At 49.7% G+C, this 22444-nt stretch carries 18 protein-coding genes; 10 read left to right on the forward strand and 8 right to left on the reverse strand.

Annotation, left to right across the window (positions count from 1 at the left end; genetic code table 11):
- Positions 1 to 346 precede the first annotated feature (346 nt).
- The gene (gene znuA, locus ACY2RR_RS16500) at positions 347 to 1333 is read right to left on the reverse strand and encodes a zinc ABC transporter substrate-binding protein ZnuA (protein WP_490109267.1); all 987 of its coding nucleotides are present in this window, start codon (positions 1331 to 1333) and stop codon (positions 347 to 349) included.
- Between the two features lie 107 nt (positions 1334 to 1440).
- Here znuA and ACY2RR_RS16505 point away from each other — a divergent pair, with 107 nt between their 5' ends.
- Positions 1441 to 1965 carry a hypothetical protein gene (locus tag ACY2RR_RS16505; protein WP_490109268.1) on the forward strand — a complete coding sequence of 175 codons (525 nt, stop codon included), beginning with the start codon at positions 1441 to 1443 and terminating at the stop codon, positions 1963 to 1965.
- Positions 1966 to 1976: 11 nt separating this feature from the next.
- Here the strand turns inward: ACY2RR_RS16505 and ACY2RR_RS16510 are convergent, their stop codons facing one another.
- Both ACY2RR_RS16510 and hexR read right to left on the reverse strand, forming a co-directional pair.
- Positions 1977 to 2168 carry a PA3496 family putative envelope integrity protein gene (locus ACY2RR_RS16510; protein WP_490109269.1) on the reverse strand — a complete coding sequence of 64 codons (192 nt, stop codon included), beginning with the start codon at positions 2166 to 2168 and terminating at the stop codon, positions 1977 to 1979.
- Positions 2169 to 2246: 78 nt separating this feature from the next.
- Positions 2247 to 3101: a transcriptional regulator HexR gene (gene hexR, locus ACY2RR_RS16515; RefSeq protein ID WP_490109270.1), complete on the reverse strand. Its 855-nt coding sequence runs from the start codon at positions 3099 to 3101 to the stop codon at positions 2247 to 2249.
- A gap of 309 nt (positions 3102 to 3410) precedes the next feature.
- Between hexR and ACY2RR_RS16520 the strand changes: the two genes are divergently transcribed.
- The 4 genes from ACY2RR_RS16520 (at position 3411) to ACY2RR_RS16535 (ending at position 9487) form a co-directional block, all read left to right on the forward strand.
- Positions 3411 to 4919, forward strand: a complete 1509-nt coding sequence (locus ACY2RR_RS16520) for an ethanolamine ammonia-lyase reactivating factor EutA (RefSeq protein WP_490109271.1) — start codon at positions 3411 to 3413, stop codon at positions 4917 to 4919.
- Positions 4920 to 4988: 69 nt separating this feature from the next.
- Positions 4989 to 7445 carry an ethanolamine ammonia-lyase subunit EutB gene (eutB, locus tag ACY2RR_RS16525; protein WP_490109272.1) on the forward strand — a complete coding sequence of 819 codons (2457 nt, stop codon included), beginning with the start codon at positions 4989 to 4991 and terminating at the stop codon, positions 7443 to 7445.
- Between the two features lie 159 nt (positions 7446 to 7604).
- Positions 7605 to 8939 (forward strand): 4Fe-4S dicluster domain-containing protein, encoded by a 1335-nt coding sequence (locus ACY2RR_RS16530; RefSeq protein WP_490109273.1) that lies wholly within the window; start codon positions 7605 to 7607, stop codon positions 8937 to 8939.
- Positions 8936 to 9487, forward strand: a complete 552-nt coding sequence (locus ACY2RR_RS16535; protein ID WP_490109274.1) for a BMC domain-containing protein — start codon at positions 8936 to 8938, stop codon at positions 9485 to 9487. The genes ACY2RR_RS16530 and ACY2RR_RS16535 overlap by 4 nt, the downstream gene beginning before the upstream one ends.
- 73 nt (positions 9488 to 9560) lie before the next feature.
- On the opposite strand, the gene ACY2RR_RS16540 is transcribed toward ACY2RR_RS16535, so the two are convergent.
- The 5 genes from ACY2RR_RS16540 to ACY2RR_RS16560 all read right to left on the reverse strand — a co-directional run bounded on the left by ACY2RR_RS16540 (position 9561) and on the right by ACY2RR_RS16560 (position 16875).
- Positions 9561 to 9830 (reverse strand): hypothetical protein, encoded by a 270-nt coding sequence (locus tag ACY2RR_RS16540; RefSeq protein WP_490109275.1) that lies wholly within the window; start codon positions 9828 to 9830, stop codon positions 9561 to 9563.
- Positions 9831 to 9954: 124 nt separating this feature from the next.
- The gene (gene eutA / locus ACY2RR_RS16545; RefSeq protein WP_490109276.1) at positions 9955 to 11409 is read right to left on the reverse strand and encodes an ethanolamine ammonia-lyase reactivating factor EutA; all 1455 of its coding nucleotides are present in this window, start codon (positions 11407 to 11409) and stop codon (positions 9955 to 9957) included.
- Between the two features lie 152 nt (positions 11410 to 11561).
- The gene (gene eutH / locus ACY2RR_RS16550) at positions 11562 to 12677 is read right to left on the reverse strand and encodes an ethanolamine utilization protein EutH (RefSeq protein WP_490109277.1); all 1116 of its coding nucleotides are present in this window, start codon (positions 12675 to 12677) and stop codon (positions 11562 to 11564) included.
- Positions 12678 to 12921: 244 nt separating this feature from the next.
- Positions 12922 to 15381 carry an ethanolamine ammonia-lyase subunit EutB gene (gene eutB / locus ACY2RR_RS16555; protein ID WP_490109278.1) on the reverse strand — a complete coding sequence of 820 codons (2460 nt, stop codon included), beginning with the start codon at positions 15379 to 15381 and terminating at the stop codon, positions 12922 to 12924.
- A 36-nt stretch (positions 15382 to 15417) separates the two neighbouring features.
- On the reverse strand, positions 15418 to 16875 hold the full coding sequence (locus ACY2RR_RS16560; protein WP_490109279.1) for an ethanolamine ammonia-lyase reactivating factor EutA: 1458 nt from the start codon (positions 16873 to 16875) through the stop codon (positions 15418 to 15420).
- Positions 16876 to 17279: 404 nt separating this feature from the next.
- Between ACY2RR_RS16560 and ACY2RR_RS16565 the strand changes: the two genes are divergently transcribed.
- The 5 genes from ACY2RR_RS16565 to ACY2RR_RS16585 are packed head-to-tail and all read left to right on the forward strand — an operon-like array spanning position 17280 to position 22443.
- Positions 17280 to 18644: an ethanolamine ammonia-lyase subunit EutB gene (locus ACY2RR_RS16565; protein WP_490109280.1), complete on the forward strand. Its 1365-nt coding sequence runs from the start codon at positions 17280 to 17282 to the stop codon at positions 18642 to 18644.
- A gap of 13 nt (positions 18645 to 18657) precedes the next feature.
- Positions 18658 to 19557, forward strand: a complete 900-nt coding sequence (gene eutC, locus ACY2RR_RS16570; protein WP_490109281.1) for an ethanolamine ammonia-lyase subunit EutC — start codon at positions 18658 to 18660, stop codon at positions 19555 to 19557.
- 17 nt (positions 19558 to 19574) lie between these two features.
- Positions 19575 to 20228, forward strand: coding sequence for an ethanolamine utilization microcompartment protein EutL (gene eutL, locus ACY2RR_RS16575; protein WP_490109282.1), 654 nt, complete (start codon positions 19575 to 19577; stop codon positions 20226 to 20228).
- Positions 20229 to 20252: 24 nt separating this feature from the next.
- Complete coding sequence (locus ACY2RR_RS16580; protein ID WP_490109283.1) at positions 20253 to 20951, forward strand: BMC domain-containing protein; 699 nt, start codon at positions 20253 to 20255, stop codon at positions 20949 to 20951.
- Between the two features lie 31 nt (positions 20952 to 20982).
- Positions 20983 to 22443 (forward strand): acetaldehyde dehydrogenase (acetylating), encoded by a 1461-nt coding sequence (locus ACY2RR_RS16585; RefSeq protein WP_490109284.1) that lies wholly within the window; start codon positions 20983 to 20985, stop codon positions 22441 to 22443.
- Position 22444 lies beyond the last annotated feature (1 nt).

Consider the following 22444-nt stretch of genomic DNA (forward strand, 5'->3'; position numbering starts at 1 on the left):
TTTGCCGAAGTCCTGTTTTTAAACCGGGCCGGATGGAACCGGCTTTTACAGATCATCGGCAAAGAACTGGAGGATATGAGGCTAGGGTGTGTTCACAATTAAGCATCGAGCTCAGCATTCCCAAAAGTTTCTAGGCAAGGCGCGGCTCCGCAGGAATGCTTGTTGCCTTTCAAGGGGCTGCAACTTAGCCATAGGAACTTTCGGGAATGCCCTTCGGGTGGCTCTGAATGCCATCATTCGTGTCGTCAGGCTCACTCAATGTAGAGTAACTACGATTTTCGCAAGCCTTTCTAACGCCTGATGGCATTCAGAGCCACTGAGTCGCATGTTTAATTGTGAACACACCCTAGGGCTTCTGGTTGGGGGCGAGGCAATCCCGAATTGTAATGGAAAGCTGCTCCAGAAACTCTGGGTAAGCTCGGGGCTGAGCCCGGATGTCGGACGCCAGAGGGTCAATAACCGCAACTTTCACTGGAAGCTTGTTTATCATGGCATCCAGATAGGCTGGCTCAAACTGAGGCTCACGGAATACACAGGTTTTACCCGCTTCCCTGAGCTTGTTACGCAGTTGCAGCATGTGGCGGGCGCCAGGCTGTTGCTCAGGACTGAGGGTGAAAACATCAAGAACTTTCAGGTCGTAATGACGGGTGAAGTAGCCCCAGGCATCGTGGAAAACAAAGAAGCCCTTCTGGTGAAGGTCGCTCAGAACCTGCTTATTAATGCTGTCTGACTTTTTCACCAAGTCAACAAAGCTCAGGTAGTTTGCCTGGTAGGTGTCTGCATTCGGTTTATCGACTTCTGAGAGCGCTTTCATCATGGCTCTGGCCATAGCAATGGCGTTGTCTGGAGATAGCCAGATATGAGGATCATGGCTGCCGTGATCGTGGCCTTCATGGCTGTGGCCGTGACCACTATGGTCTTGTTCCAGTTCCTCCATTTCATGCTGTACATCTTCTTTATCAGCACTGAGAAAGCGTTCTACTTTGACATTGGGAGCATCCATCATGGCAATGGAGTAAACGTTGCCAACATAACGCTCAAGAGGAGTGGCCAAGAAGCTCTCCAAGTCTTCCCCTATCCAGAACACCAGATCAGCAGAGGCCAGGTTTTTGATATCAGACGGCTTCAGGCTGTAATCGTGAGGAGATGTTCCCGGTTGTAAGATCAGTTCAGGAGTTGTTACACCATCAGTGATGGCTGTTGCGATCAGCTCCAGTGGCTTGATGCTTACCAGAACCTTTGGCTCTTTCGCAGCTATGGAAATAGAGGGCAATAACAACAGGAGAGGCAATAGCTGGCGGACTATTGTGCGAAGGCTGCGAAAATACAACATGTGTGATCGGAGCGTCTTATACTGATTTGGGGATGTTATGTTATTACATTATTACGCTAAATCAAGAAACCAATAATTAGTTCTAAAAGGTCGTCGATAGCGTGCCTATGAACCTCGAGACTTTCTTTGTAACTGTTACAGTGCTGGCGGCTGGATGGATTGCCATTTATAGCCTGAAAAACGGTATTGGGCCGGTTCCTACAAATCGTTTGGTAAGAAATAAGCTATTCGACCTTGTACCCGAGAATATATCTGGCGATGTCTTCGAACTAGGAGCTGGCTGGGGCGGAATGTCTCTGGAGCTGGCCAGACATTATCCAGCTCAGAAAGTAATAGCCGTTGAGAACTCTTTACCTGTCTGGCTGTTTTGCTGGTTTCGGGCTCGAATCCGCAGATTGGGTAATCTGGAAGTTCGGTTTGGAGATATCTATCAAACAAACCTGCAAAGTGCAGGCATGGTTTACTGTTACCTCTACCCCGGGGCGATGACAAAACTTTCCCCCCAGTTGCAGGCACTTCCTGTAGGGTGTGTTCTCATTAGTAACACTTTCTCGGCTCCAGGTATGGAGCCGGAAAGCTGTTTACAGGCAACGGATCTCTGGAAAAGCCAGATCTACCGCTACCGGCTTTAAGGCAATAAACGCTAGAGGTTATCCCAGTAGTTGTCTTCAGACATGGACTCAAGGCGCTTTTGTTCCGCGCGATCTTCAATAGCTCTGCGAATATGCAGTTGCCGCTGAGAGGCTTTTTCCGGAAGTTCAACAACAGTCTTTTCACCGGGAGTCAGATCGTACGTATCTGTGTCTGCTGGCTGTTCTGCGACGATATCTGTCATTGTCGATCCCCTTTTTTTCTTTTTTCTTGTTAGGCCAGTGCAACCAGTTCTGGCGTCCTTACCACTGCGTTCTGGGGTTTAAACCTGGGTGACCCTCAGGGTACGCAGATTCTGCTTCACATTTTCTAACTGCTCTGCAAGTTCAGGGCCACGTGTGTGGGCAACACCCATAGCCAGAATATCTATGATGGTTAAGTGAACAATACGTGAGGTTAATGGCGTATATATGTCAGTGTCTTCAGGCACATTTACAGCAATTGTTAGTTCTGTGTGGTTCGCCAGAGGTGAGCCCCCCGGGCAGAGAGCTATAACATGTGCTCCCTGTTTGCGTGCCAGTGTTACCATATGTAGCAACTCCCTGGTTCGACCTGTTTGGGAGATTGCTAAAACAGCGTCGTCTTTTCCAAGAGTTGCAGCAGAAATAGACTGCATATGTGGATCGGAATAAGCAGAAGCATTCACCTGTAAACGAAAGAATTTATGCTGGGCATCATTGGCTACATTGCCCGACGCTCCAAAACCGTAAAACTCAATACGCCTGGCTTTGCTTAGAATCTGAATGGTTTTATCAAGTGTTTCAGGGCAGATGCTGTTGCGAATATCCAGCAGGCTATGAACAGTGGCATCAAAAACTTTTCGGGTTATAGCTTTAGTATCATCACCATCAGCCACAACAAAACGGGAAAAGTCATTACCTGATGCCAGTGTTTGGGCCAGATGAAGTTTAAAATCCTGAAAACCGGTGCATTCAATAGCTTTGCAGAAGCGCACAACAGTGGGTTCGCTTACCTCACACTGCGCGGCAAGTTCGGCAATGCTGGTGCGAACAACACTCTGTGGATTTTTGGCAACGTAATCAGCAACCTTTTGTTCTGATCGTCTTAGCTGGTTGCGCTTTTGTTCTATCTGCCGAAGCAGGTTTGTTGTTGGCATTTCCCTGCATTCACCGCATGGTTGGATAATTATCCAAGAGGTGATTTGTTGTTTGGAGGAGAGTTATACAGCAAATTGCGGGATACCACTATACCGTTGGTGGTAGAAATTAATGTGATAAATTCCACACTAATAAATATGGTGTTATATCAACAGGCTTGCTGTTTGTGGGTTTTTGCCTGATTCAACGAGGTTTGTTTGTTGATAAAAATCATGAAAAAGAAAGAGCTGTCTGTAATACTTCGCTCCTTGTAAATATCCCATCTGCTCCACGAAACCCTGCTTTAGAACTGACCTTGTCTGAGAAGTATGACGAACGGCACACTCCCTGATACGGCTACCGAAACAATATCCCGGTACCGGACCGTCAATGGCTTAAGTCAGGCGAAGTGTAACCCCGATGAAGTGTTGATGATTGGATTGGACTTCGGTTCAACCACCAGTCGTGCTCTTATTGCCCGCTCCCGCATTGGCCGGAACCGAATGACCGGTTATATGGGATTGGGTAAACCCAGCATAATTTACCGGGCACAGCCGGTTTTCACCCCGTTTCGTGAAGATGGCAGGCTGGAGCTGGATGATGTGCTGTCCTGTCTGGATAAGTGGCTGGAAGAAAGTGGCGTTGCTCCTTCTGAACTGTTTTCTGGTGGCGTGATTGTTACAGGTCTCGCTGCTGCTCTTGGTAACTCAGAAATTATCGCCCGAGCTGTGCAGCATAAAATCGACAATCTCATAGTTGCCACTGCTAACGACCCGGGCCTGGAGTCCTGGCTGGCATTTATGGGTAATACTTTAGAATTGTCGTCCAGATCTCCCGAGGCCACATTCATCAATCTCGATATTGGTGGAGGGACAACCAATGTTGCTGTTGGCAGGAATGGGAATGTTGGAAAAACAGGCTGTTGTCAGATTGGTGCTCGCCATTTTCGTTTTCGCCCCGGTACTTATGAACTGGTTGGAATCTCAGAATCGGGATCCCATCTGGCGGATTATTTAAACATCCCGATTGCTTTTGGAGCGGTTCTTCAGGAAGAGCATCGGGATAAGATTCTTAATGTTTATGTCGATGGTTTGAAAGCTCTCGTTACGGGGCACAGACAATACTTTGAAGAATTGCCCGGTTCACTACTGCAACAGTTACCTTTTGATCAAGTTTTAGATCAGTCTGTGGTTATTACCTATTCTGGCGGTGTTGGCGAGCTGCTATATCGTTACTCTGCTGGAGAATCTTTGCCTGGCGTTACAGCCTACGGCGATCTGGGTGTGGACCTGGCAAGGAAAATACTCTCCTGCCCAATGTTGATTCGGAATCTTACAACTTATATTCCAGAGTACCGGGGGCAGTCGACAGTTTACGGCCTGGCTATGCACAGTGCCGAACTGTCTGGAAGTACGGTGTACCTGCCAGACCCGTCGCTATTGCCACTGCATGATCTTCCAATAGTGGCACGACTGGGCATTGATAGTGATGAAGAAGCGATTGCCCAGGCTTTACAGTTGGCAGGAAAGTGCCTTGCCGGAAGTTGCATACAGGTTTCAACCACAAATGGCGATTATCCACGACTGACAGATTTGAAGCGCTTCGGGAAAATGCTTGCAGATCAGTTAGAACGGTTCAGTTTGCCAGAACAGTTTCCATTGTTGCTTCTGGCTCCTCAGGACTTCGGCAAGGTTCTGGGCAATTATGCGACACGTTGGGGGCGAATGCCTGTGACGTTACTGGCCGTTGATGAAGTGCCTGACCGTCCAGCCCAGTTCGTGAGTCTTGGAGCTGTCAGAAACTATGTTATTCCCGTCTATTACTACGGCATGCATTAAGCCAGTGCTCACTGTCAATTTTGAGGACAGTAGAGCTTCTATGAAAACAAGTACTCATGGGGCGTGACTTTGACCATCTCAAACCATCAGACTCCTCTGGATCAAATTCCAGTTCCTCCCGCAGGTAAGGAGCTGGTCTATCGTACCAAAGTCATGGGCCGGGAATATTCCTTCCAAGGTCTGGCAGCACTGTTAGGTGCTGCAGATATGAGTAAAGCCGGCGATCGTGTTGCCGGGCTTGCTTCAACTGGTGAGGTAGAGAGAGAAGCTGCCAGAAAACTTCTCTCTGATATGACGCTGCAGCATATTCATGATCATCCCCTGACTACAGAAGAAGGGGATATTGATGAAATCATGATTGCTAACTACGCCATCGACCGGGAAGTTTTTGAAGAAGTTTCTCAAATGACCGTTGGCGAGCTGAAAGATATTTTTCAGGTGAGCGATGGCGATGCTCTCCTGCGATATGGCCGTGGTATGACTGGGGTTATGGTTGCTGCAGTAACCAAGCTGATGGGCGTTCACGACATGATTTTCAACGCCCGCAAAATACGCTGCCCAACTCAGGCCCGCAATCACCTGGGGCTGGCAGGAACTTTGTCTACCCGGGTTCAGCCAAATCATCCAACAGATGACCTGACAGCTATTACTGCAATGGTTTTGCAGGGGCTGTCGATGGGTAATGGCGATCTGATGATTGGTTTAAACCCGTCTGAAGATACTGTGGACAATATTGCCGCCTGTCTGACCCATCTGGATCGACTGCGTAAGCAGACCGGAGCTCCCACCCAGGTTTGTGTGCTCTCTCATATCCGCACCCAGCTGGCCTGCCTGGAACAGGGAGTTCCTGTTGATATTCTTTTCCAGTCGTTGGCTGGTACAGATAAAACCCTGCGTCGTGGTTTTGATGTGAGTGTGTCGTTTATGGATGACGCATGGCAAACCATGAAAGAGAAGGGTGCTCTGGCAGAGAGAACTGAGCAGTTCATGTATTTTGAAACTGGTCAGGGCAGTGAGATCAGTTACGGTTATAACGATGGCATTGATATGGCTACGGCGGAAGCGCTGACATACGGGCTTTGTCGTCGGTACTCACCAGGTATGGTGAACAGTGTGACCGGTTTTATCGGCCCCGAAACCCATGCCAACAGTCAGGAGATTGTTTATTCCAATCTTCAGGACCTGTTTATGGGTAAGCTGATGGGGCTGCCAATGGGGGTTTCTCCCTGCTTTACCATGCACGCAGATGCTGGTGTAGAAGGCCAGGAAATGGCTGTTCAAATGCTGACGTCTGCTGGTGCCCATTACCTGATGGATATTTATCTGGGTGCAGACCGTATGCTGGCTTACTCAGATACTAGCGGTCATGATGCCCAGACCATGCGGGAAATTCACAACCTGAAACCATCCCCAGAGTTCTGGCACTGGTGCCTTGATAAGAAGATCTTTGTCGAAGGCAAGAGTGGACAAGTGAAGCGCGGCCCTAACTGGGGTAAGCCAGACATCTTCTGTGACTCCACCAGCGAGTTCGATGAGATGATGAAGCGTGTACCAATGGATTACGCTTCGAGTCATCCGAACCGTGGTATGGCTGGTCCTCGTATGAGTAACTCTGCCCAGCGAGAGTTGCGCATGAACATGGCTGTAGCCCGTGAAGCTGCCACCAGCCGACTGGATATGGAGTTGTTTGAAGACTGCAATATTCGGACTCTGAATACAGAAGCTCGTAATATTGAAGAGCATCACACCATTCCTTCTGCCGGATGTCACTTGCTGCCAGAAAGCCTTGAGCAGCTGCAGGAAGAAAATGCCGATGTTCAGATCGTTATCACTGATGGTTTGAGCGCGGAAGCGGTGAACTCAAATATTCACGATATTCTGCCAGTTGTTGAAGATGGTCTTGAATGTGCTGGCTTCACATTGGGTAAAACCATTGTTGTTCCCCATGGACGTGTTCGTCTGGCGGAAGAAATAGCTAATGCTCAAAACAATCGACTGGTAATTGTTTTGCTGGGGGAACGACCTGGAGCAGGTGCTGAATCCTCCAGAAGTATGTCTGCCTATCTGGTGTACCGTCTGGAAGATGATGTCAGCCTTAAACAGGCGCGTTTGTTTGCTGGTATTCCTGGTCTGGAGTTTGAAGACAGTGTGATTCCAAACATTTATCACGGTGGTACACCTCCTATGGAGGCTGGCTCTCTGATTGTTGAGCGTGCCATTCAGATTCTGGAGAACAAAGCTGCCGGAAACCGCCTGAACTCTATTCTTGGTTCAATTATGGGGCTGCCCGGAGAGGTAGACCTTCCTATGTTTGAACGTAAGAAAGAGGAGAAGTCAGTTGGTTCTGTTCGCTTCTACGATTTTGGCGAGCAAACCCGCATTACCGAAGCCGACATAATGATTCTCGCCCAGTGGGGTGTACGGGAAGTGTTGGTTAGTCGTCGTGCGCTTCTGTCTCCTTTGGCAATGGACCTGGTGGAATGTGAGCGAATCAAACTCCGCTATAACGATCACCAAGTTGCCTGAACCGAACAAAAACAGAACCTGAACACGTTCATTATTGATCTTTGTCATTTTTCTCCGGACTTGAGCTTTTCTTGCCCGGAGAGGATTGACGCTTCTCAACACCCTGCTTTTTCCTCCAAGTATCCTGCATAAATCAAAAATTTTATGGAGTCAGGTTCGATGGATCTGATTGCAAAGATTCAGCAGGCTGGAGTTGTGGGCGCTGGTGGTGCCGGTTTTCCCACCCATGTAAAGCTGAATGCAAAAGCAGAATATCTGATTATTAATGCGGCCGAGTGCGAACCTCTGCTGCAGACTGACCAGTTCCTGATGAAGGAGCAGGCTCTGGCTCTGATTGGCGGCATCCTGATGGCGAAAAGCCAGATTGGCGCTGAAAAAGCCGTTGTTGCCGTAAAGGGTAAGTACAAAGAAGCTATCGCCAGCATGAAGCAGGCGATTGAGCGTTTGAACGCACCGGTAGAAATCTTCGAACTGCAGAACTTCTACCCTGCGGGTGATGAACAGATGACTGTATTTGAAGTCACTGGTCGTTCAGTTCCTCCCGGTGGCATTCCTCTGCACGTTGGCTGTGTTGTGTCTAACGTAGCCACCATGATTGGCGTATTTGAAGCCGCGCAGGATATTCCTGTCACTTACAAATATGTTTCTGTTCTTGGTGAAGTGAACAAGCCTCGGGTGATTCGCGTTCCTGTTGGTACCAGCTTCGAAGCATGTCTGGAAGCTGCTGGTGGCACTACTCGTGGTGACTTCGCAATTATCCGCGGTGGCCCAATGATGGGCGGCATTATCACCAAAGATATGCTTCCCAAAATGCACATCACCAAAGTTGATGGTGCGTTGATTGTTGTTCCTGCGGATCACTATCTGGTTGAACGTTCTCAGCTGACTGAAGAACAGATCATTACCCGTGCCAAAGCCTGCATCCAGTGTGGTTACTGCACGCAGCAGTGCCCACGTTACCTGATTGGTCACGACCTGAACCCACACAAGATGATGAACGTTATCAAGTATGGTCAGGAGATTGATGAATCCTGCGCAGAAGCGCAGCTTTGCTGTGGTTGCGGCGTGTGTGAAATGTACGCCTGTCCAATGGGCATTGATCCTCGTCAGGTGAACTTCCTGATTGCTGGCAAGCTGCGTGAGAAGGGTATTCGCTACAAGCACGACGGCAGTGAAATCATTGCCCGTGAAGGCCGCGAACATCGCAAAACTCCACCACAGAAGTTGATTAGCCGTCTTGACCTGACCCGCTGGGATCATCAGGAACTGCACAGCCATGTGGAAATTGATGCGGACACCGTCACCCTGGCTCTGTGCCAGCATGTTGGCGGCAACAGTGAGCCGAAAGTAAGCGTCGGCGATCGTGTAGAGGTCGGACAGGTTATCGCTAAAATGCCTGAAGGCAAACTTGGCTCCACCATTCATTCCAGCATAAACGGCGCAGTTATCGCCGTAGATAGCGACAGTATTACAATTAGCAGGAAAGCAGCATGAACAAAGCGCTGGGATTACTTGAATTCACCAGTATTGCCAAAGGCATGGAAGCGACTGATGCCATGACCAAGGCCGCAGCCGTTAAGCTGGAAGAAGCCAAAACAATTTGCCCCGGCAAATATATGGCTATTGTTTCCGGTGATGTGTCTGCAGTATCCGCTGCTATTGCTGCAGGTCGTGAGTGTGGCCGTCATCTGATTGTTGATGAACTGGTGATTCCTAACATTCACGAAGACCTGCTGGCCGGTATGCAGGGCACAGCTTATGTTGATAAGCGCGGCCCAGTTGGCGTACTTGAGTTCTTCAGCGTGGCATCTGCCGTTGTTGCGGCCGACGCAGCAGCTAAAGCCGCAGACGTGAAAATCATGGAAGTACGCCTGGCTATGGCTATCGGCGGTAAGTCTTTCGTGGTTATGACTGGCGAACTGGCTTCCGTGAAAGCTGGCGTTGATGCAGGTGTGAATGCTGCTGGCGGTGCGGGTGGCATGTTGATTCACAAAACTGTTATTGCTTCTCCAACTGAAGATTTCTTCAACAAGTTGATGTAAATCTCAAGTTAAGTTGGATGTGAAAATGCAGAGGCTTAAACCTCTGCATTTTTGTATGTAAGCACTGGTGCTATTAGCTGTTCCAGACCTTGACGATTCTGTTTCCAATCTCTGTGTAGTTATCTTCGATAGCCTTCAGATATCTATCACGCTCTGGGGTGTTGGGATCAGTGAAAACTGGTGCCATGAACAAGGCTGCTGTATTGAAGAAGCCAACGTAGTATCCACAGAAAAGAGCAACACCCATCTTGGCTGTTTTTATTACGGTACGCTTGGTTTCGCTGATAGCTGAAAACAAGTTATTGCACAGATCAGATAATGTGTTTGAAGGTAGGTGTTGCATGGCGAGATCCTCATTTCCTTGGACTGTTGTTATTGTGAGTGAGGACATACCCAGTATCACTAACAGGGCTGTTAGTACTCCTAACAGCCCCAAAGAGATTTAAAAGTCTAATAAAATCAATCGGCTAGTAGCCAAATACCAGCGTTTTGACGATCACCGGCAGTACCGTGCCATCAGCCAGTGGCTTACCAATATCAATATAATCCCCGTCTTTCACCTCAACGCTATCCAGGCAAATAACATCTTTCCGGATCTTTTTGATGCGTAGCTTGGCTTCAATGGTTTGTCCCAGAACTTTGGCGAAGTCCTCTTCCACCACTACGACTAAAGGCTGATCAAGCTGGATCATGCTGTCCATGCCTTCAATAATTGCATCAGCCAGTTCCTGCACGTAGCTGAACTCAGGCATCTTCGGCCCTTTCATTCCCAAAGCAACATGCTGGGAGCCGGTTTCCAGGTTAAACCAATTCAGTTTGTCCCGAATGATTCCGGCCATCTCACTCATGGGTTGTTTTTCGTCCTTGACGCTCAGGCGCAGAACCGGAACATTTTTCAGAGGGAAAACATCACGGGTAAAGTTGATGGTGCTGCCGCTGATATCAGTAGCGTGTGAGCCCGCACCAATAACCGTTGCACGAATGGTTTCTACCGCTTCGTATTGGGCAATGCCAGTAACCAGAGGAGACTTCTTAATTGCACGGCCAAGCAGAACGCCCAGATCACCATACTCATAATCACTGGCAGAGCTGTCCTGATCATAAACATGAACGGCAACACCACCAGAGAAGGTGAGTTTATCAATGGTGTAATCGTTGGTTTTCATAGCGGATGTGCCACGACCAACAACAAATTCGAGGTCTTCTGTTGCCGGGCGCAGTCCAACAGATTCTTCCAGAATGGTGACCATCTTATCGACGATACGATCAATCTGAGAGCGGTTGAGAATGTCGCCAATTTTAACCGGCATTCCCATACGGCGGGTCATTTCAGCCCATTTCTCAGAGATGTAAGTAACCTCTGTACCACCCTTTTCAAACTTGATCAGGCGGCCGCCGATATCGAGGCAGGTCGTGTCGATAACTTCACCAACCCGATACGCCGCAATGTTTGTCGTACCACCGCCGATATCCAGGTTGGCGACAGTGATATTCTTTTCGTCAGAATGCTGCGCGGCACCTGCACCCTTACCAGCAATAATACTTTCCAGATCAGGGCCTGCGGTTGCCACAACAAAGTCACCAGCAAAAGTACTGAGCATTTCAGCAACCTGTTTGGCGTTCTCTTTGCGGGCTGTTTCACCGGTGATGATTACTGCGCCGGTATCAATGTCGTTAGGGCTGATATGGGCTTTGCGGAATTCGCCTTCAATCAGTTCTTTGACCTTGGCAGCATCAATCATGGTAGGGGAGAGCAGAGGTGTGAAATACACTTCACTGCGATAGATAACGGTGCGATCTACGATAACGATTTTCGGAATCATCGCACCCGGAGAAACGTTCTCAATCTGGATGCGCGTAAAGACCAGCTGGGTAGTGGATGTGCCGATATCTACACCGGCACTTAGAATCTCTTCTTTCATGACAACCTTCGATTGTGCGGTTCTCTTTCTTTAACTCTCTATTTCCAGGCTAAAGAGCTAGAGAAATAGGGCCTGGGATAAAATGGCAAAAAGGCTGCCGGCAAAACCGGCAGCCTTTTTTATCTTCAGCGTGAGCTGGTCACAGAACCTGATTAGGCTTGTGCAGTCTTGGCTTCAGAAGCTTTTTCTTCACTCTTCATGTCGCGAGTGATGAAGATAGCCAGAGCCAGAGCGGAGATACCACCAACCAGCTTGCCGATAACAACAGCGGAGATCATGTCGCTGTTTACGGCAGCGGTGAAGCCCAGGTGGTCACCGAATACGAAGGAAGCACTTACGGCGAAAGCAACGTTGATTACCTTACCGCGGTCGTCCATATCCTTCATGATGTTGAACATAGCGATGTTGTTAGCCAGGGAAGCAACCAGACCAGCAGCAGCGGTTTCACCCATGCCCAGAGAGCGGCCCAGAGCCATCAGAGGCTTGTTCAGCTTGGTGGTGATGAAGTGAACCATTGGGAATGCGCCAGCCAGTACCATGGCGATTGCACCGATGATTTCGATACCTTCGGAGATTGGAGCCATGCCTGGGATGATTACAACACCAGTCAGAGTTTCAATAACGATAGCGGCCAGAGCTGCAGTGATCACGATAACCACACCCTTACCGAAGATTTCGAAACCGCTGATCATTTTGTTGGGGATCAGTTTCAGACCCAGAGCGATAGCGCCGGCAACAATGATGATTGGTACCAGGTTGATCAGGATCATACCCATGTCGTAGCCAGCAGCCAGACCACCAACGAAAGAACCCAGAGGGATAGTGGTCAGACCGATCAGAACACCACGAGCCAGGAACTTGGTGTCTTCTTTCTTGATGATGCCCAGAGATACAGGGATGGTGAATACGATGGTTGGGCCCATCATTGCACCGAGGATCAGGCCGGAGAAGTTAGCAACGTCAGCGTTTTCAGTCATGGCGCGAGCCAGAGGGAAACCGCCCATATCGTTAGCCAGCAGAGTACCTGCGAACATGGCTGGGTCGGCACCCAGAGCTTGATACAGAGGTGCAACCAGAGGAGTCAGTACAGTGTTCAGAACAGGTGCCAGGGAAACCACACCGACCATAGCCAGTGCCAGAGCCCCCATGGCCATGAAGCCTTCTTCAAACTGTTCGCCGTAGCCCCACTTGTTGCCCAGCATTTTGTCCACGGCGCCAAGCACCATGAAACCTACCATTACGTAGAGGATGATATCGTTAAGGCTCATAGTGCCCTCGTGTGTCTGCAGTTAAGACGCTTTTTTATGGAGCTGAAACTGAGCTCCGGTTAATAGTGAGGAAGGCTAACAAGACGACTACGGGCTGGTTGTGACTTCCCTCAAGGGCAGATACCGACACTTTGGGCTTTTTTGATTTGCGTCAGTTTTGCGGGGGAAGGGCTGAATTGCGCTAGATCATAAAAGAAAACACCCTCAGTAAAAGAGGGTGTTTATGGGTTTGAAAACTAAGAGCTTAATGAACCGGGTCGTTAAATGTCACTTTGACCTTGTGTTGTTTCAATAAATCCTGAGTCATTGGAGTAATGATTGTTCTGCGGGAAACCAGAATTTCATTAAGGCCGTCTTTTATCAGTTGTTTCAGATCAGCTTCACAGATCAGGCGTTTCTTACCAAAATCAAATGCGCCATCAGAAACACTGTTAATTACCGGTTTATCAGACTTGATGTTGGCAGGAGTTTGTCCAAGAAGACTGTTCAAACGATTGCCAGCTGCCTGGTGAGTCATAATCTGGTGGCATTTCTCGGCAACCAGAGCCCCAGCCTCTACAGGTGGGATACCACCATGATAAATATTATTCACCACAGTATCTTCAAATTCAGTATTACTTGTGCCGGAGAACTCGATAGCTTTTTGTCTCAGAGTTCCATCACCCAGATTTAATACCATATAGGCAGACATAGAGCGTGAGGAACGAGCATCTCCTCCGGGGCGCTCTCCAAGCAGAATAACAACCAGCTTTGAATTCACTGCCTGAGCAATGGATTCAGAGAGTTTTACCCGGCCATGTGGAACAACAATGGTTTGCCCTAACGAATAACCGTTCGCGCGTAAGCCATCTTCCAGCACAGGAAGCATATCGGGAACATTATGATGAACCGCTTCTGCAGAAAGGCCGTCGGTAACAACGATCTGAATATCGTTATTTTCCTTGGTGAGTTTGCTCAGGCTTTCCGGGCTCAGCTCGGCACCGCTGTCTGGCGCATTGTGATGTTCATCAATTGAGCCTGCCAGAGAGTCGAACTGGCGGAAGTTATAGTCTTTAAATTCCTCTAAGCGAATGAGTGAACGTGCAGCTTCACGAGCAATAGCAATATTACTGCGCAGCTCACGGGCAACAGCGTTCTTCATTCGTGGGCCTGCGGTTGGCATCTTGCCAGCCTGCTCAGTTTGCCCTTTCTGGAAGTCACTCTTCTGGAAACCGTAGTTTTGAGGAACGGACTCCATAAGCGTTTGGAACTCTTCATCAGACTGACAGAAGATTCTTGGGTTACCCCAGTTTTCTCCCCGGCTCATAGTGCCGGTGCGGTCTTCCTTATAAATGCCCTTTTCCAGACACCACTGGTAAAACTCTGGAGTAGGTTTGCAGTTGTAGAGTTCTTTCAGGGTCTGGTCATCGTGGCCGCTGGTATCAAAGTAAGCCAGCATCCGGTCAGCACCGAGGTACACGTCCATGTAATAGTTAGCACCTGCAGCAGTGAGCAGGGAAGTCGCCATCTGCTGGCCTTCCATGGTGATATCCGCATGCAGGGTATAGCAGGGCGCCATGCCCATAGGCAGGCCAATCAGCTTGCCCATAAAGTGATCCTGCAAGCTGGAGTAAATGCACTCATGGTTGGTTGCGTGGGTTTCAGGCCCGATAAAGCCAGTCACGTTGTTGACCATGCAAGGTTCATATCGACGACAGAGGCCGTAAGTTAGTGCCTCGGTTGTCGCCATATCAATGCCGTTGTGTTTGCCGTAGCTGAACTCTGAACCCTGGCCGGTTTCAAAGTACATGGTGTGTTTGGCACCTTCTTTCACCAGAGGACCGCTTTCCATCATGATTCGGCAGGCGTCATCCAGAACATCGACGGTGACATCAAACTCATCAACCAGCGTCGCGTCAGTGCCAGCGAGGGACTGGAAAATAACTTCAACAGGGGCACCGGTTTTCAAGCATTCCAGCTGGGTTTTGATATGGGACAACACACAGATTTGTGTGGGAGCTCCGGTCTCTCTGCGAATCTTGTCAAACTGGTGCAGGCATTTGCTGATGTTATCGATGGTGTCTTCAGCAGGGTTCAGGCCAAGCAGAAGGTCGCCATTACCCATAGAAAGACCCATATAAACCTGGGCAGTAATCGCAGTCAGGTCATCAGTTGGGTGGTTTGGTTGAACCCGGCTGCTCAGGGTGTTGGGCATGCCCAGAGTTGTTCTGACTTTTGTAGGCCTGCGAATTTTACGGGTGGCGAATATCAGATCATGGACGTCCATGATTTTGGTGACTGCCGCCACCATAACACCCGTCATACCAAAACCAATTCTGCAGGCCTGCTCTGGTGTCGCATCCAGAAGGTGATCTTTCAGTTCACCCACTGTCATGGCAGCAATGTCGTTAAATACAGACATATCAATGTCGTAGTTAACGCGCATAACAGAATCGATTTCTCCGTTATCATCGACAAGTGGGTTGTCGTAGATATGTTGCAGCGTCATGTCTGAAAGAATGGCGCGAGCTGCTTCCCGCTCAACTTCATTTTTGGCATGCAAGCCTGCGTTACGATCACCGGATTTTTCCAGGTCTGCAGCACCAAGCAGAGCTTTCAGACCGGTAAATCTGTAATCCCGATCCAGCATGGTGATGGTATAGGTTTCATCAGCCTTTGGCGTTGGAACAGGTATCTGGTTGAGCGGTGTCAGTTTCAGGGCCACGGAGAAATCTCCTTATCAAGATATTTTTGGTTCGTGTTATTGCATGCCGTAAAAAGAGACGGGAATAATTTGAAAGCTGGGTTTGCCGACATTCACAAACGCAGCGGTACGATCTGGAACCTCATCAATAACGGTGAGTGAAAGTGGTAAGGTGCGCCATCGGCTAACGTAGTTGCCAACGGCTTTTCCGTAATCACCGGGTGCCAGCAGAACCAGTGGCAGGTTTTGTGGAAATTCGGTGTCAGACAACACCTCCGACATTCTTGCGCCAAAGGCTTTGATTTCAGTAAGAGAAGGAAGGGTTTCAGCGCCACAGGTGATTTGCAGGCAAGCTCCTCTGGCGCTTTTGTGAGTCATGGCCAGAGCTGCATGAATCTCTTCTTTATCGGAAGCCAGAGTCAAGCGGGCGACGATGGGTAGATCCTGAAGAGGAAAGCTTTGAATGTCTGATATGTAGTGGGTAGTGCCAGATATCTCTGTGCTATGCAGGGTTAAACCGTAAACTGTCGCTCTGCCTCTGTTCTCAGGTGTATGAGTTAACAGGTTTTTTGAGAGCAGCGGGTGCTCTGCAATTCTGCGAGCCAGATCAACACCTAAATCTCCAAAGTGAGTTGTGCCTGGCCATGGTTCACCGTTGGCATATTTATAGAGAAGTTCTCCAACACCACCGGAGTAGGTGATAGCTGCTTGGGCTCCACTGGGCAGAAGAAACGGTACCTGTTCGTGGAGTGTGCCAACAGGTGTTTCAAAAAGACGGCGATCGCCTGTTACCGTGGCAACAAGTCCTGCAATATAAAAGTCGACAATTTGATTAATAACAGATTCAGAAACATCGTCTCCCGGAGTTAATGGAATCCGTAAGGCTTCAAGAATCTCTTGCCCGAAACTGGATACACCTGTAAGAATTCGTGTTCCGGGTTTGAAGCGAAAATGGCGGGCACCAATATAACTGCAACCAGTAGAGGTAACCTGCCCATTAATACCTGATGCCGGATTCGTAGTACCGCCACCAATATCAAGATTGATCATGGGGGTTGAACTATGAAATCGGGAAAGAACAGAAGTCCCTCCCATAAAGGCTAGCCAAGATTCCAGCGAAGGGTCATCTGCAGTTGCAACAATAATATCGCCAAACAAAGAGCGAACATTTCTGGCAATAACATCAGCATTATTATTACGGGCAGCCAGCCCGGTAATCATTACCCCACCAGAAAACAGTTGTTCCGGTTTTAAGCCGCTTTCATTAAGCCACGTTTGCAGAAGTTGATTGATATCACTTTCTTGAATCAGGTCATTACTATAGGGAGTGAAAACAGGTTCAGAGCGGTAGATAACTTCAGGGCTGCTAAACCCCATGCGCCCAGTGGCGCAGCTCAAGCCGATGTGTGCTTTGGCAACCATTGCGCTGGACGTAGTTGTGCCGAAGTCCAGACCGATCATAAGAATCTCTTCTTGATTCTTTCGGCTGAGGTCAGGTTTCAAGCAAGCGTCCATAGGTAGCAAACATCTCCTGATTGAAGAAGCAAGGTGATAAACATCTGTAGACGCAGGCCATGTTATAGAGGTGCAGACAAGGCTTGTTGATGCGCATCAAGTGGGCAGGGTTCGCAGGATGTTGACTCTTGATTTGAATCAGCTGGCAGTTTGTTGTTTTTATCTATGCCTAAAAAAGATCAGCAAATCAGGAAACATGAGATAAGTCAGTTTTTGAAAGTGATTTTATTTGTAATCGATCCTTATTGATTTCAGTCAACGGTTCTCCTGTAAGCCTCTCTGATGCACATCAAAAATGCCCCCATACCTTTCCTTTAGTCTTTGTCACCAGTTTCATCATTAATTCTGCACTGCCATTGCCTAATTGCTGTGCAGATGTCTTCTAACAAGGCAAAGGCTGTCTCATGCTTCTGAAAACCAAGCTGTTTGGAAAGGTATATTCCTTTTCCAGCATCAAGGAAGTGCTCGCCAAGGCCAACGAAAAGCGTTCTGGCGACGTACTGGCGGGTGTAGCCGCTGAATCCATTACCGAAATGGTTGCCGCTAAGGATGTTCTTTCCCGGCTGCTGGTTTCCGATCTGCGTAACAACCCCGTAGTGTCCTACGAGGAAGATGAAGTTACCCGGATCATCCAGGACGACATCAACGAGCGCATCTACGACGAGATCAAGAACTGGACCATCGCCGAACTGCGCGAATGGCTGTTGGATTACAACACCACTGGTGACATGATCCTGCGCAAGAGCCGCGGTCTGACCTCCGAAGTTATCGCTGCGGTTGCCAAACTGATGACCAACGCTGACCTGATCTACGCTGCAAGCAAGATCGAGGTTTTGGCGACCTGTAACACCACTATCGGCCGTAAGGGCACTCTGTCTGCCCGTCTGCAGCCTAACCACACCACTGATGATGTTGACGGTATCCGTATCGCAACTCTGGAAGGCCTGTCCTACGGTATCGGTGACGCGGTTGTTGGTCTGAACCCTGTAGACGACACCACAGACAGCATCTACCGCTGCCTGCACCAGTTTGAAGAAATTAAGCAGCGCTGGGAAATTCCTACTCAGAACTGCGTACTGGCACACGTACTGTCCCAGATGGAAGCTGTTGAGCGTGGCGCTCCAGCTGACATGATTTTCCAGTCTATCGCTGGCTCCCAGAAAGGTAACGAAGCCTTTGGTTTCGAAGCCAAGCACCTGGCTGAAGCTCAGGACATGATGCTGAAGCAGGGCACCTGTACTGGTCCGAACGTAATGTACTTCGAGACTGGCCAGGGTTCCGAACTTTCCTCCGAAGCGCACCACGGCGCTGACCAGGTGACCATGGAAGCTCGTTGCTACGGTTTCGCCCGTCGCTACAACCCATTCCTGGTAAACACCGTTGTTGGTTTCATCGGACCTGAGTACCTGTACGACGGTAAGCAGGTAATCCGTGCAGGTCTGGAAGATCACTTCATGGGTAAGCTGCACGGCCTGCCAATGGGTGTTGACGCTTGCTACACCAACCACATGAAGACTGACCAGAACGACAACGAGTCTCTGATGACTCTGCTGACCGCTGCTGGCTGCACCTACTTCATGGGTATCCCATCTGGTGACGACATCATGCTGATGTACCAGACCTCTGGTTACCACGACGTTGCCACTATGCGTGACATCTTCGACAAGCGTCCTATTCGCGAGTTCGAACAATGGTGTGAGCGTATGGGCATCATGGAAAACGGTCGTCTGACTCCAAAAGCCGGCGACGGCTCCATTTTCCTGAAGTAAGGAGCAGGTTCGAATGATTTCTGAAAATGAACTGAAAAACCTGATTGGCAAAGTCCTTCAGGAAATCAATCTGGACGAAGACAAGCAGGGCGCAGCTGTTGCTGAAGCCGTTGCTGCTCAGGTTGCTACCCAGACTGCTGATGTTGCAGACGCTGATCTGCCAGATATCACTGCAGTAGAAATGTCTGAGTACTTTGCGGTTGAAAACGCAGAGAACAAGGCTGAGTACCTGAAGCTCAAGGCTAAGACTCCAGCTCGTCTGGGTATTGGCCGCGCAGGTTCTCGTTACACCACAGAAAGCATGCTGCGCTTCCGCGCTGACCACGCTGTGGCTATCGACGCGGTATTCAACGAAGTTCCTCAGGAATTTGTTGACGAGTTCGGTCTGGTATCCGTTCAGACTCGTGTTGAAGACAAAGACATGTACGTAACCCGCCCAGACCTGGGTCGTCTGCTGAACGACGAAAGTGCTGAGCTGGTTAAGTCCAAGTGCAAGAAGAACCCAGACGTTCAGATCGTTATCGCTGACGGCCTGTCTTCTTCCGCTATCACCGCCAACCTGCGCAACATCCTGCCTGCTCTGAAGCAGGGTCTGGAAGGTTACGGTTACAGCATCGGTGACACCATCTTCGTTAAGTTCGGCCGCGTAGGTTCTATGGACCACATCACCGAGCTGACTGGTGCCAAGACAACCGTACTGCTGGTTGGTGAGCGTCCAGGGCTGGCGACTGGTGAGTCCATGGGTTGCTACATGACCTACGAAGGTAAGGTTGCGATGGCAGAAGCTGGTCGTACCGTTATCTCCAACATTCACCGCCGCGGTACTCCCGCTGCTGAGGCTGGCGCACACATCTCCAACATCGTTAAGAAGATGTTCGAGAACAAGTGTTCCGGTGTTGATCTGAAACTGTAATCTGAGAGAGAACAATCATGAAAGGTGATCGCCTCGGCGCCGGTGTACTGGCCGTTAAAATGATTCCCAACGTCGATGCCAAAATGGCTGAGAAGCTGGGTATGCCAAAGGGTTGGAAGAGCCTCGGTATCCTGACCGCAGACTGTGACGACGTTACTTACTGCGCACTGGACGAAGCTACCAAGAACGCGGAAGTTTCCGTAACTCTGGGTAAGAGCTTCTACGGTGGTGCTGCTAACGCCAACACTCAGCTGGCCGGTGAAGTTATCGGTATGCTGGCTGGCCCAAGCCCTGCAGAAGTTCGCAGCGGCCTGAACGTTGCTATCGACTGCATCGAAAACGAATTCGCTTTCTACAGCGCCAACGAAGATGACAGCATCGCGTACTACGCACAGTGCATCTCCCGTACTGGCAGCTTCCTGGCCGATATGGCTGGCATCAAAGAAGGCGAGCCTCTGGCTTACCTGATCGCGCCTCCTCTGGAAGCAATGTACGGTCTGGACGCTGCTCTGAAAGCTGCCGACGTAACTCTGTGCGAACTGTTTGAGCCTCCTTCTGAAACCAACTTCGGCGGTGCTCTGCTGACTGGTTCCCAGTCTGCCTGTAAGGCAGCCTGTGACGCATTCGCAGACGCTGTGAAGTTTGTTGCTGAAAACCCCAAGCACTTCTGATTTCGCATTAGGTAGGTGGCAACCATGACTACGTCATCAAAACGGCAGCAGGCTGCCGGTTTCATTGAAACCATTGGCTATCTTGCTGCCGTGGAAGCCGCCGATGTGTGCGTAAAGTCAGCAAACGTTGAGCTGACTGGTATGGAAAAGGTTGGTGGTGGTCTCGTGACCGTGATTGTTCGCGGTGATGTAGGCGCCACCAAGGCTGCCATCGAAGCAGGAACGGTTGCTGCTGACCGGGTAGGCACAGTTGTGTCTACCCACGTCATCGCCCGCCCTGCAGGCGATGTTGCCGACCTGCTTGACCCCACTCCTGTTTCTGCCGCTGTAGAAGAAACCACAGAAGACACTGTACCTGTACAGGAAGAAATTCCTGCACAAGACAGCACTCCTGTTGTTCAGGAAACGCCGGACGTGTCTGAGATCAATACAGACAAGGCACAGGACGAAAAAACGGTTGAGCAAGTGACAGATGTCAAGGACACAAAAGCTCCTGCATCTGAAACTGAAACCTCTGCCATTCAGGAAGCGACTGTACCTGAAGCTGAACAAGCTTCCGAGCAGCCGCTGACCGCAGAACAGTTGCGTACATACCGGACTGTCGAACTCAGAAATATGGCCCGACAGCTTCCAGGACTTGAAATGAGTAAGAACCAGATCAAGTTCGCGAAAAAGGAAGAGCTGGTGAAAGCCATTGTTGCCTATCACAAGGCAGCACGCTAAGGGCAAATTGAAGTAAGTTGGAGCTTTGACATTGGAACTTTTAGATAAAGATCTGCTGTCTGTACAGAACGTACGCACGCTGCTGCGTAAGGCGAAAGCTGCACAGCAGATCCTGGCTGATTACAGCCAGGAACGAGTAGATGCCCTGGTTAAGGCCATGGCCGATGTTGCCAAGCAACACGCTCGTGAACTCGCAGAAATGGCTGTTGAAGAAACCGGCTTCGGCAAGGTTGAAGACAAGGTTACCAAGAACCTGTTAGCCAGCGATATTCTGTGGGATTACATCAAAGACATGAAAACTGTCGGTGTAATTTCCGAAGACAACGAAAACAAGATGATGGAAGTGGCTGTACCTTTCGGTGTAGTTGCTGGTCTGGTGCCTTCTACCAACCCAACGTCCACTGCCATTTACAAGGCCATGATTTCCATCAAGGCCGGTAATGCCATTGTTGTCAGCCCTCACCCCGCTGCACTGAAAGCTATCACCCGCACAGTTGATCTGTTGCGCGGCGCTCTGGCCAGTCAGGGTGCACCAGAAGATCTGGTGAACGTAATGGCTGTTCCAACTCTGGAAGGCACTTCCGAACTGATGAAGAACCGTGACACAGGCATCATCCTGGCCACCGGTGGTTCTGCCATGGTTCGTGCGGCATACAGCTCCGGCACACCAGCTCTGGGTGTTGGTCCTGGTAACGTTCCTGCATTCATCGAACGTTCTGCTGATGTCAAAAAAGCCGTTCACTACGTTATCACTGGTAAGACCTTTGATAACGGCACCATCTGCGCTTCCGAGCAGCACGTTGTGACTGAACACGCAATTGCTGACGAAGTACGTTCAGAAATGATCGCTCAGGGCTGCTACTTCCTGAACGAAGCTGAAATCCCCAAAGTTGAAAAAGTTCTGGTGAATCAGCGCGGTGGTTTGAACGCGAAGATTGTTGGTAAGGCTGCCACTGTCATTGCGGATATGGCTGGAATAGAAGTTCCTGCATCTACCCGCGTTCTGGTTGCTGAACAGGCTCGCAGCAATGTTGGCAAGAAGTTCCCATTCTCTTGGGAAAAGCTGTCTCCGCTGCTGGGCTTCTATCGTGTGAGCGATGCCCACGACGCATGCGAACTGTGTCTGGAGCTGCTCAACTACGAAGGCGCAGGTCACACTCTGGCTATTCACACCAAGAACGATGCTCTGGTTCGTGAATTCGCCCTGAAGAAGCCTGTTTCCCGTCTGGTTATCAACACCCCATCTACTCACGGTGGTGTTGGTGCAACAACTGGTCTGGCGCCTGCGTTCACTCTGGGTTGTGGCAGTGTTGGTGGTTCTTCTACCTCCGACAACGTGACCCCGCTGAACCTGTTTACCAAGCGTTATGTCGCTTACGGGCTGGTTGAGCCCGAAGAACTGTCTGGTTCTGAAACTCAGCCAGCTGCTTCCACTGAAATTGATATCGAAGCGATTACCCGCCTCGTTATCGAACAGCTGAAAGCTCTGTAAC

Source organism: Parendozoicomonas sp. 2304DJ65-17 (genome assembly GCF_058148445.1).